The sequence below is a fragment of the Pyxidicoccus trucidator genome, assembly GCF_010894435.1.
Lineage (GTDB): Bacteria > Myxococcota > Myxococcia > Myxococcales > Myxococcaceae > Myxococcus > Myxococcus trucidator.
This window is the reverse complement of sequence record NZ_JAAIXZ010000040.1, coordinates 1-12,729: the sequence shown is the minus strand read 5'-3', so window position 1 is coordinate 12,729 and position 12,729 is coordinate 1. Positions and strand designations below refer to the sequence as shown.

Genomic DNA, 12,729 nt, shown 5'->3' with positions numbered 1-12,729 from the left:
GTGCGCTCAGGTCCACCCGGGACAGGTGGAAGGGCGTGGGCGGGTGGATGCGCTGGAAGGGGTGGCCCGCGTCGGCATGGAAGGTGGTGCGCAGCGACTCGTGACGGCGCACCAGCTCGGTGAAGGCCCGCTCCAGGGCGCCCACGTCCAGCGGGCCCTCCAGCCGCAGGGGCATGGGGATGCTGTAGAAGGCGCTGCCCGGCTTGAGCTGGTCCAGGAACCACAGCCGCTGCTGGGCGAAGGACACCGGCGGCGTCTCGGTGCGCGGCACGGGCATGAGCGGGGGCGGCCCGGACAGCGCTACCAGCCCGCGCGCGAGCAGCGAGCGGTAGACCTGGCGGGCGCGCGAGTGCAGCTCGCTCCAGGTGAGCGTCTGGCCTTCCAGCTCCACGGCGACCGTGTCCGGCGCGAGGCGGGCCTGGGCCTGGAAGAGCCGGTGCAGGCAGGCGTCGCCCGCCGTGGCGGCGGCGGGCTCACGCCACGCATGGACCAGCAGGTGCCGCTCCTCCGGGGTGAGGATGGACACGGCGGAGAGCGGCCGGTCCGGCGCCGCGAGGACGCCTTCGAGCAACACCCGCAGGTGGCCCACCATCCGCGCCGCCGTCGAGGCCTCGAACAGGTCCGTGCTGTACTCGAGCTGACCCATCAGCCCGTTGCCCCCGTCGAAGACGGACAGGGTGAGGTCGAACTTCGCCGAGCTCTGCTCGACGTCCAGGGGGTTCAGCCGCAGCCCGGGCCCCATCACCTCGGGCATGGGAGCGTTCTGGTAGGCGAGCATCACCTGGAAGAGCGGGGAGCGGTTGGGCTCGCGCTCGGGACGCAGGGCCTCCACCAGCTTCTCGAAGGGGACGTCCTGGTGCTCGTAGGCGCCCAGCGTCGTGTCGCGCACGCGGGCGAGCAGCGCGCGGAAGCTGGGGCCTCCCTCCAGCCGGGTGCGCAGCACCAGCGTGTTGACGAAGAAGCCGATGAGGCCTTCCAGCTCCGCGTGCGTCCGGCCGGCGATGGGCGAGCCGATGCTGATGTCGTCCTGGCCGGAGTAGCGGGCCAGCAGCGCCTGGAAGGCGGCGAGCACCACCATGGAGGGCGTGGTGCCCTCCTGCCGGCAGAGTGCGTCCAGGGCTTCCGACAGCTCGCGCGGGAAGTGGAACCGGTGCTCGCCGCCGCGGAAGCTCTGCGTAGCCGGGCGCGGCTTGTCGGTGGGGAGCTCCAGGGCCCGGGGCGCGCCCTGGAGGCGCTGGCGCCACCAGCCGAGCTGGGCCTCCAGCGCCTCGTCGCGCAGCCAGGCGCGCTGCCAGAGCGCGTAGTCCGCGTACTGCACCGGCAGCGGCTCCAGGCGCGCGGGCTGGCCCGTGGCGTGGGCCGTGTACAGCTTGGACAGCTCTCCGAAGAGCACGCCCATGGACCAGCCGTCCGCGATGACGTGGTGCAGGGTGATCAGCAGCGCATGCTCCTGCTCCGACAGCCGGACCAGGACGACGCGCCAGAGCGGGCCCGCCCGCAGGTCGAACGGCTGGAGGGACTCGTGCTCGACGAGGCGCTGGAGCGAGCTCTCGCGCTCGGCCTCCGGCATGGCGCTCAGGTCCACCCAGCCCGCGGGGAGCGCGGGCCGGGCGGAGATGACCTGCACGGGCTGGTGCTCGTGCTCCCGGAACGTGGTGCGCAGGGCCTCATGGCGCTGGAGCACGTCGCGCAGGCCGCGCGAGAACGCGGCCACGTCGAGCGTGCCCTCCAGGCGCACGGCGAAGGGCAGGTTGTAGGCGGCGCTGTCCGGTTCCAGCTGCGCGAAGAACCACAGGCGCTGCTGCGCGAACGAGAGGGCCACCGGGCCGCGCTCCGTCCGGGGCTGGAGCAGCGGCTGGGGCGGCGCGGGCCGGGTCGAGGACAGCTCCTCGATGCGCAGGGCCAGGGCCGCGACGGTGGGCGCCGTGAAGAAGTCCGTGAAGGAAAGCTCCACGCGGTAGTGCGCGCGGATGCGGGACAGCACCTGCGTGGCGCTCAGCGAGTGGCCGCCCAGCTCGAAGAAGTCGTCCTCGGCGCCCACCGCGTCGACATGGAGGACGCGGGCCCAGAGCGCCGCCAGCTCGCGCTCACGCTCGGTGCGGGGGGCGCGTGTGGAGACGCGGGGCTGGAAGGTCGACGGAGCCGGGAGGGCCTTCCGGTCCACCTTGCCATTGACGGTGAGGGGCAGGGCGTCCAGCCGTCCCACGACAGAGGGCACCATGTACTCGGGCAGCCGCTGCCTGACGAAGGCGTGCAGGGCCCTCACGTCCAGCGACTCGGGCGCGGCGACGTAGCCGACCAGGCGCTTGTCGCCGGGCCGGTCCTCGTGGGCCACCACCACGGCCTCGCGCACCCCGGGGAAGGCGAGCAGGGCGGCTTCCACCTCGCCCAGCTCGATGCGGTAGCCGCGCACCTTCACCTGCGCATCCGCGCGACCGAGGAACTCGAGGACTCCGTCCGCGCGCCAGCGGGCGAGGTCTCCGGTGCGGTAGAGGCGGGCGCCCGGGGTGGAGGAGAAGGGGTTGGGTACGAAGCGCTCCGCGGTGAGGGCGGGCTGCTCCACGTAGCCGCGGGCCAGGCCGTCGCCGCCGATGAACAGCTCGCCGATGACGCCCGGGGGCACGGGTTGGCCGGAGGCGTCCAGCACGTACACCTGCGTGTTGCCGATGGGGCGACCGATGGGGACGGAGTCGCCTACGTGCGCCACGGCCGTCATGCGGTGGCAGGACGTGAAGAGGGTGCCCTCCGTGGGGCCGTAGCAGGCCGTCACGGGGATGCGCAGCTCCTCCAGGACACGCCGCACGTGCGGCGCGCTCACCACGTCGCCGCCGGTGAGCAGCTGCTTCACCGTGCGCAGGCCGGGCAGGTGGCTGTCGACCATCTGCGAGAAGAGGCCGGCGGTCAGGTGCAGGGTGGTGACGCCGTGCTTCACCAGCACGGCCTCCAGCTCGTACACATCCGAGGGCGAGTGGGGCGGGAAGATGGCCAAGCGTGCGCCATGGAGCAGCGGGCCCCAGACTTCCAGCGTGGAGGCGTCGAAGGAGATGGGCGCCAGGAGCAGGTACGTCTCGTCGGGCCCGAAGTGCGCGTAGTCGACGCCGAAGACGGTGCGGAGGATGGCGGCGTGGGGCGTGCTGACGCCCTTGGGCCGGCCGGTGGAGCCGGAGGTGAAGTCGATGTACGCGAGGCTGCCGGGCAGGGCCGCGGAAGGCGGCGCGGTGACGGGCTGCCCGGAGAGGGGGGCGTCCTCCAGCACCACGGAAGCCAGGCCCTGGGCGGGCAGCTTCGCCTGGAGCGCGCGCGTGGTGACGAGCGCGAGCGGGCGCGAGTCCTCCAGCATGGCGGCGAGGCGTTCACGCGGGTACGCCGCGTCCAGCGGGACGTAGGCGCCGCCGGCCTTGAGGATGGCCACCAGCGAGACAATCAGCTCCAGCGAGCGCTCCACGGCCACAGCGACGCGCGAGTCGGTGGACACGCCCAGGCCGCGCAGGTGCCAGGCGAGCTGGTTGGCGCGTACGTCCAGCTCACGGTAGGTGAGCTTCGAGATTCCGAGCTCACTTTGGAACTCGACGGCGACCTTGTTGGGGAAGCGGGCGACCACCCGGGAGAAGACCTCGGGCAGGGTGGAGTCGTGCGGGTACTCGGTGGCGGTGGCATTCCACTCCACCAGCACCCGCTGGCGCTCCTCCTCGGAGGGGACTGGCGCCACGGCGGAGTCTCCGGCCGGATGCACGGGGCTGGGCTTCGCCTGCTCGCTCGCGGCGAAGTCCTCCAGGGGGATGACTGGCAGCGACAGCGCGCGGGTGTCGCGCGGCCTGGACGTCGTCGGCATGTCCTTGCCGGAGAGGGTGGCGTCAATCAGGCGCGCCAGGCCCTCGACGGTGGGGGCCTCGAACAGCCCGCGCAGGGGCAGCTCCACGCCGAAGGCCTGGCGGATGCGGCTGACGGCCTGGGTGGCCAGCAGGGAGTGTCCACCCAGGTCGAAGAAGTTGTCGCTGGCGTTCACTCGCTGGACGCCGAGGAGCTGGCTCCACAGCTGCGCGACACGCTCCTCGGTGGGAGTGCGGGGCGTGATGTGCTCCCGGACCTCGATGTCGAAGTCCGGCGCCGGGAGGGCCCGGCGGTCCACCTTGCCGTTGGGCGTGAGCGGCAGCGCCGACAGCACCACCACGGCCGAAGGCACCATGTACTCGGGCAGGGACTCCTTGAGGTCCGCGCGCAGCGAGGCGCCGTCGGCCTGGGCGCCCTCTCGCAGGACGACGTAGCCCACCAGCCTGCGGCCCAGGGGGCCGTCCTCGCGCACCACCACCACCGCGCCGCGCACGGCGGGGTGTGCTGCCAGGGCGGACTCCACCTCGCCCAGCTCGATGCGGAAGCCACGCACCTTCACTTGCGTGTCCACGCGGCCCAGGAAGTCCAGCTCGCCGTTGGCGCGCCACTTCACCCGGTCTCCCGTGCGGTACAGGCGCGCCCCCGACTCGGCCTCGAAGGGCGAGGGCAGGAAGCGCTCCGCCGTCAGCGCGGGACGGCCCAGGTAGCCGCGCGCGACGCCCACGCCGCCCAGGTACAGCTCGCCCGGCACGCCCACGGGCACCGGCTGCAGCGAGGCGTCCAGGACATAGGTGCGCACGTTGGCCAGCGGCTGGCCGATGGAGGGGGCCCGCCCGTCCGGCTCGCAGTCCGTGAGGGTGGCCACCACGGTGCCCTCGGTGGGGCCGTAGGTGTTGAGGAAGCGCCGGCCCTTGCCCCACCGCTCGACGATGTCCGCCGAGCAGGCCTCGCCGCCGGAGATGACGGTGCGCAGCGCGGGCAGCCCCGTGGACTCCGTGGCCGCCAGCGCCGCGGGCGTGAGGCTCACCGCGGTGATGGCCTGCTCACGCAGAAAGGCGTGCAGCGGCTCACCCGGCATCAGCCGCTCCAGCGGCGCCAGGTGCAGCGTGCCGCCCGCGCACAGCGTGGTGAAGACTTCCTCCACGGAGATGTCGAAGCCCAGGTTGGCGAACTGCAACATGCGCGTGCCGGGGCCCACTTCGTAGGCCCGGGCTTCCTGGGTCACCAGGTTGCACACGCTGCGGTGCTCCACCAGGACGCCCTTGGGCTGACCCGTGGAGCCGGAGGTGTAGATGACGTAGGCGGTGTTGCGCGCGGTGGCACCCGAGTGCACCGGCGCTCCGCTCTCCGCCTCCAGCTCCTCCCGCTGAGCGTCCAGCAGCACCACGCGGACAGGAGGACGGGAGAAGCGCCCGAGCAGGGGCTGCTGTGTCACCAGGGCGCGGGCGCCGCTGTCCTCCAGCATGAAGGCCAGGCGCTCCCGAGGCAGGGATGGGTCCAACGGCAGGTACGCACCGCCGGCATGCAGGATGCCGACGAGCGCGACCACCAGCTCCAGCGAGCGCTCCACGCAGACGCCGACGATGGAGTCGGGGCCCACGCCCTCGCGGCGCAGGCGGCTGGCGAGCTGGTTGGCCCGGTGCTCCAGCTCGGCGTACGTCAGGCGCTGGCCGTCGACTACTGCGGCGAGGGCCTCCGGGGCGAGTCGTGCCTGCTCGCGGATGATCGCGTCCACGGTGGTGTCGTCCGGGAAGTCCGCGCGGGCACCGCTCCACTCGACGAGCAGCCGGTGGCGCTCCTCGTCGTCGAGCAGGGACACCTGGGACAGCCGCAGCTCCGGCCGGGTCACCAGGGTGGCGACTGCGCGCTGCACGTGCGCAAGGAACCGCTCGGCCGTGGCGGGCTCGAACAGCTCGGTGCTGTACTCGAGCTGTCCGGTGAAGCCCGAAGCGCTCTCGGTCACCGTGAGCGTCATGTCGAACTTCGCGGCGTTGACGGGCGGTTCCACCGGGCGCACCGCGAGCCCAGGCAGCTCCAGGTCCACCCGCGCCACGTTCTGCAGGATGAACATGACGCGGAAGAAACTCCCCCCGCCGGTCTGCATCGGCCGGAGGCTCTCGAAGGGCACGTGCTGGTGGGCGTAAGCGTCCAGGGCGACGCCGCGCACGCGGCCCAGCAGCTCGCGCAGGGAGGGGTCGCCGTCGAGCCGGGTGCGCAGCACCAGGGTGTTGAGGAAGAAGCCGACCAGGCCCTCGAACTCGGCCTGATTGCGGCCGGCGATGGGCGAGCCGACGACGATGTCGTCCTGGCCGGAGTAGCGGCCGAGCACGAGCTGGAAGGCGGCCAGCAGGGCCATGAAGGGTGTGGCGCCCTCACGGCGGCACAGCTCCGTCAGCGCGGCGGAGAGTTCGGGGCTCAGCTTCAGTGCGGCGTGCCCGCCGGGGTGCAGTGGCGCCTTCGGGCGGGGGAAGTCGGTGGGCAGCTCCAGGTCGGGCGCGCCGGCCAGCTGCTGCTGCCACCACTTGAGCTGCGTGTCGAGCGTCTCGCCTTGCAGCCACTCACGCTGCCAGACGGCGAAGTCGGCGTACTGGAGCGTGGGCTCCGGCAGGGGAGACGGCTGCCCCGCGGAGAACGCCTGGAAGAGCGTGCTCAGCTCCCGCGCCAGCACCCCCACGGACCACAGGTCCGAGATGATGTGGTGCATCGTCAGCATCAGGACGTGGTCTGTCGCCCCGAGTCGCAGCAGCAGGCCCCTGAAGAGCGGACCGTCTGCCAGGTCGAAGGGCCGCTCGTGCGCGGCGGCCAGCTGGCGCTTCGCTTCCTCTTCGGGCGTCTCGTGTCCGGCCAGGTCCACGAGGGGAAGCAGGAAGGGCGCGGGTGGGTGGATGAGCTGGACGGGAGGCCCGTCCGCGCCCGCGCGGAAGTTGGTGCGCAGCGACTCGTGGCGGCGCACCAGCTCCGTGAGGCTTCGTTGGAGGAGGGAGACGTCCAGGTCTCCCTCCAGCCGGACCAGGAACGGCATGTGGTACGCGGTGCTCCCAGGCTGGAGCTGGTCCAGGAACCACAGGCGCTGCTGCGCGAAGGACAGCGGCGGCGCGCCATTCCGGGGCGCCACGCTCGGAGCGGGTAGGCCGGAGCCCTGGCCGGACGCGAGGGCGGCATCCACCTTGCGGGCCAGCCCCTCCAGCGTGGGGGCCTCGAAGAGCACGCGCAGCGGCAGGTCGATGCCGAACAGGTTGCGCAGGCGAGCGATGGCCTGCGTCGCGATGACGGATTGTCCGCCCAGCTCGAAGAAGCCGTCGTGGACGCCAATCTGCGTCACGCCCAGCAGCCGGCTCCACAGCTCGGCCAGAGCCTGCTCGGTGGCGGTGCGTGGCGCGACGAAGTCCCGGCGTGCCTCGGCGGAGGCATCGGGCGCGGGCAGCGCCTTGTGGTCCACCTTGCCGTTGGGTGTCAGCGGCAGCGCGTCCAGCCGGACGAGGGACGCCGGCACCATGTACTCGGGCAGCCGCTCCTTGAGGAACCGGCGCAGCGTCTCCACCTCCACCACCTGGCCGGGTGCCGGCACGGCGTAGCCCACCAGCCTGCGGCCCAGGGGGCCGTCCTCGCGCACCACCACCACCGCGCCGCGCACGGCGGGGTGCGCGGCCAGGGCGGACTCCACCTCGCCCAATTCAATGCGGAAGCCACGCACCTTCACCTGCGTGTCCACGCGGCCCAGGAAGTCCAGCTCGCCATTGGCGCGCCACTTCACCCGGTCTCCGGTGCGGTACAGGCGTGCGCCCGACTCGTGCGCGAAGGGCGAGGGCACGAAGCGCTCCGCCGTCAGTGACGGGCGGCCCAGGTAGCCGCGAGCGACGCCCACGCCGCCCAGGTACAGCTCGCCTGGGACGCCCACGGGCACCGGCTGCAGCGAGGCGTCCAGGACATAGGTGCGCACGTTGGCCAGCGGCTGGCCGATGGACGGGGCCCGCCCATCCGGAGCGCACGCTGTGAGGGTGGCCACCACGGTGCCCTCGGTGGGGCCGTAGGTATTGAGGAAGCGGCGGCCCCGGCCCCACCGCTCGACGATGTCCGCCGAGCAGGCCTCGCCGCCGGAGATGACGGTGCGCAGCGCGGGCAGCCCGCTGGACTCCGTGGCCGCCAGCGCCGCGGGCGTGAGGCTCACCGCGGTGATGGCCTGCTCACGAAGGAAGCGGTGCAGCGGCTCGCCCGGCATCAGCCGCTCCAGCGGCGCCAGGTACAGCGTTCCGCCCGCGCACAGCGTGGTGAAGACTTCCTCCACGGAGATGTCGAAGCCCAGGTTGGCGAACTGCAACATGCGCGTGCCGGGGCCCACTTCGTACGCACGGGCCTCGTGAGTCACGAGGTTGCACACGCCGCGGTGCTCCACCAGGACGCCCTTGGGCTGGCCGGTGGAGCCGGAGGTGTAGATGACGTAGGCGGTGTTGCGCGAGGTGGCGCCCGAGTGCATCGGCGCGCCGCTCTCCGCCTCCAGCTCCGAGCGCTGCGCGTCCAGCAGCAGCACGCGCGCGGGAGGACGGGAGAAGCGCCCGAGCAGGGGCTGCTGCGTCACCAGGGCGCGAGCGCCGCTGTCCTCCAACATGAAGGCCAGGCGCTCGCGAGGCAGGGATGGGTCCAGCGGCAGATACGCGCCGCCGGCATGCTGGATGCCAACGAGAGCGACCACCAGCTCCAGCGAGCGCTCCACGCACACGCCGACGATGGAGTCGGGGCCGACGCCCTCGCGCCGCAACCAGCGCGCGAGCTGGTTGGCCCGGTGCTCCAGCTCGGCGTACGTCAGGCGCTGGCCGTCGACTACTGCGGCGAGGGCCTCCGGGGCAAGCTGTGCCTGCTCGCGGATGAGGGCGTCCACGGTGGTGTCGTCCGGGAAGTCCGCGCGGGCACCGCTCCACTCGACGAGCAGCCGGTGGCGCTCCTCGTCGTCGAGCAGGGACACCTGGGACAGCCGCAGCTCCGGTCGGGCCACCAGGGTGGCGATGGCATGCTGGAGGTGGGCCAGGAGCCGCTCGGCCGTGGCGGGCTCGAACAGCTCGGTGCTGTACTCGAGCTGACCGGTGAAGCCCGAAGCGCCCTCGTCGATGGCGAGGGTCAGGTCGAACTTCGCGGCGTTGACGGGCGGTTCCACCGGGCGCAGCGCGAGCCCTGGCAGGTCCAGGTCCATGCGGGCCACGTTCTGCAGCATGAACATGACGCGGAAGAGCTGGGCTCCGTCGGTCTGCAGGGGCCTGAGGTGCTCGAAGGGAACGTACTGGTGGGCGTAAGCGTCCAGGGCGACGCCGCGCACGCGGCCCAGCAGCTCGCGCAGGGTGGGGTTGCCGTCGAGCCGGGTGCGCAGCACCAGGGTGTTGAGGAAGAAGCCGACGAGGCCCTCGAGCTCGGCCTGGTTGCGGCCGGCGATGGGCGAGCCGACGACGATGTCGTCCTGGCCGGAGTAGCGGCCGAGCACGAGCTGGAAGGCGGCCAGCAAAGCCATGAAGGGCGTGGCGCCCTCACGGCGGCACAGCTCCGTCAGCGCGGCGGACAGCTCAGGGCCCAGCTTCAGCGCGGCATGTCCTCCGGGACTCCGGGGCGTCTTCGGGCGGGGGAAGTCGGTGGGCAGCTCGAGGTCGGGTGCGCCGTCCAACTGCTGCTGCCACCACTCGAGCTGAGCGTCGAGTGTCTCACCCTGGAGCCACTCGCGCTGCCAGGCCGCGAAGTCGGCGTACTGGAGCGTGGGCTCCGGCAGGGGAGATGGCTGTCCCGCGGTGAAGGCCTGGAAGAGCGCGCTCAGCTCCCGCACCAGCACACCCACGGACCACAGGTCCGAGATGATGTGGTGCATCGTCAGCATCAGGACGTGGTCTCTCGCCCCGAGCCGCATCAACACGCCCTGGAAGAGCGGACCCTGTGCCAGGTCGAAGGGCTGGAAGCGCTCGGTGAACAGCTGGCGCCGTGCCTCCTCTTCAGGCGTCTCGTGTCCGGACACGTCCACGATGGGGAGCAGGAAGGACGCGGGTGGGTGGATGACCTGGACGGGAGGCCCGTCCGAGCCCGCGCGGAAGTTGGTGCGCAGCGACTCGTGACGCCGCACCAGCTCCGTGAGGCTGCGCTGGAGAAGGGAGACGTCCAGGTCTCCCTCCAGCCGGACCAGGAAGGGCATGTGGTACGCGCTGCTCCCAGGCTGGAGCTGGTCCAGGAACCACAGGCGCTGCTGGGTGAAGGAGAGCGGCAGCGCGGAGTCACGGGAGGCACGCCGCAGAGGAGGCACCGCCAGGCTGTCGCCGATGCGAGGCGCGGCCTGGATGTGAGCGGCCAGCGCGGCGACAGTGGGCGCCTCGAAGAGGGCTCGCAGGGGGACATCCACGCCGAAGGCGGCGCGGATGCGAGACACCGCCTGGGTTGCCAGCAGCGAGTGGCCGCCCAGGGCGAAGAAGTCGTCCAGGGCGCCCACGCGTGGCACGCCCAGCACGGAGGCGTACAGCTCGGCAAGTTGCTGCTCCAGCGGCGTGCGGGGCTCGACGTAGGAGAGGCCCGAGGAGAGCAACGCCTGGGTGGGGGCGGGCAGGGCCTTGCGGTCCACCTTGCCGTTGGGCGTGAGGGGGAAGGCGTCCAGCGAGACGAAGAGGGAGGGCACCAGGTGCTCGGGCAGCTGGTGACGGGCCCAGTCGCGCAGGGCGCTCGCGTCGAGGGTGCGGCCCGCTTGAGGCACCAGCCACGCCACCAGCCGTCCGTCACCGTTGCTGTCGCGGTGCACGCCCGCGACGGCCTGGAGGACCTCGGGGTGACGGGAGAGGGCGGCTTCGACTTCGCCCAGCTCGATGCGGAAGCCACGCACCTTCACCTGGAAGTCGGCGCGGCCGAGGAAGTCCAGGGTGCCGTCATGCCGCCAGCGCGCCAGGTCTCCGGTGCGGTACATGCGGCCGCCGGGCGTGGAGGAGAACGGGTCCGGAATGAAGCGCTCAGCGGTGAGGTCCGGTCGGCGCAGGTAGCCACGCACGACGCCCTCGCCGGAGATGAACAGCTCGCCGGGCACGCCGACGGGCACCGGCTGGCCGCGGGTGTCCAGCACGTACAGGCGCGTGTTGGCGATGGGAGTGCCGAGGGAGACGGTGGCGACCGCGTCGGAGTCCTTCACGCGGTGGGTGGAGGACCAGACGGTGGTCTCCGTCGGGCCGTACATATTGGTGAGGGCCGTGTGGGGCAGGGCGGCACGGAGCGAGCGCGCCAGGGTGCCGGGCAGGGCTTCGCCGCCCACGAGCAGGTGGCGCAGCGAGGCCAGGGCGGAGACGGACTCGGGCGCCAGCACCAGGGTGCGCGCGAAGGAGGGCGTGCACTGAAGGTGGGTGACGGCGTGGCGACGCAGCACCTCGGGCAGGGAGAGTGCCTGCTTGCCGCGGGAGGCGGCATGCTCGTCATGCAGGACGACGTGCAGTCCTCGGCTCAGCGTCCACAGCAGCTCCAGGACGTGGATGTCGAAGGAGATGGAGGTGACGGCCAGCCACGTGCCACCGGAGGAGGCCTCCAGCAGTCCGTCCATAGAGGACAGGAAGTTGGCGGCGGTGCGGTGGGGCACCATGACGCCCTTGGGCAGGCCGGTGCTGCCCGAGGTGTAGATGACGTACGCTAGGTGCTCCGGCTGAGACTCAGCCGGCTGCCCGGAGTGCTCCGTGGGCTCGACTTCTTCGAAGCACAGCACCGCCAGCCCCTCGCCAGGCACGGTGCCAAGGAGTGCCTGGTGCGTCAGCAGGACGGAGGCGCCGGAGTCGCGGAGCATGTACGCGAGACGCTCAGCCGGGTAGCTCGGGTCCAGCGGGAGGTAGGCGCCACCGGCGTGGAGGATGGCCAGCAACCCGGCCACCATGTCGCAGGAGCGCACGGCGCACAGGCCCACGGGCATATCGGGGCGAACGCCCAGCGCCTGGAGACGGCGGGACAGTCGCACCACGCGCTGGTGGAGCTGGCGGTAGGTGAGCTGCTCATCACCCGAGGACAGCGCCAGGGCGTCCGGAGTGCGAGCTGCCTGCGCTACGAACTGGAGCTGAAGCGGTGCGGCCTCGAAGGAGCGGGCGGTGTCATTCCAGCCGACGAGCAGTTGCTCGCGCTCGCGAGCCTCCAGCAGTGGAATGGCGGACAGCGGCAGGAGGGGATTTGCCAGCGCCCCTTCGAGCAGCGTGGCCAGGTGCGACGCCATCCGTTCCGCGGTGCGCGGCAGGAAGAGGCGGGTGTTGTATTGGAAGGTGCCCGCGAAGCCCTCGGGCGACTCCCCCATCGACAGCTCCAGGTCGAACCGGGCGACGCTGGTGCCTTCTCCAAACGGGGTGATGCGCAGGTCCGTGTTCTCGGCGGACCCGGCCGGGGTGTTCTGCAGCGTGAAGAACACCTGGAACAGCGGAGTGCGGTCCAGCGCACGTCCCGGCGCAAGCGCCTCGACGAGCTTCTCGAAGGGGATGTCCTGGTGCGACTGGGCCCCCAGCGTGGCCTCGCGCACCCGGACCACCAGCTGCGTCAGCGACGGCTGGTCATCCAGCCGGGAGCGCAGGGCGAGCGTGTTGACGAAGAAGCCGATGAGGCCCTCCAGCTCGGCGAAGCGGCGGCCGGCGGTGGGCGAGCCGACGACGACATCGTCCTGGCCCGAGTACCGGGACATCAACGACTGGAAGGCAGCCAGGAGCACGATGAAGGGGGTGACGCCCTGCTTCTGGCAGAACGAGCGCAGGGCGTCGGACAGCGGGCGCGACAAGCGGATGGGAGCAGCGGCGCCGTGGAATGTCTGAAGGGGCGGGCGGGCGAAGTCGGTGGGCAGCTCCAGCGCCTGGGGCGCGCCCTTCAGGTGCTCACGCCACCACGCGAGCTGGTTCTCCAGCGCCTCACCCTGCAACCAGGAGCGCTGCCACA

At 72.0% G+C, this 12,729-nt stretch carries 1 protein-coding gene; it reads right to left on the bottom strand.

Going from position 1 to position 12,729, the window contains the following annotated elements; all coding sequences use genetic code 11:
* A partial coding sequence (locus tag G4D85_RS48105; protein WP_164021812.1) for a non-ribosomal peptide synthetase occupies nt 1-12,729 on the bottom strand: 12,729 nt, incomplete at both ends.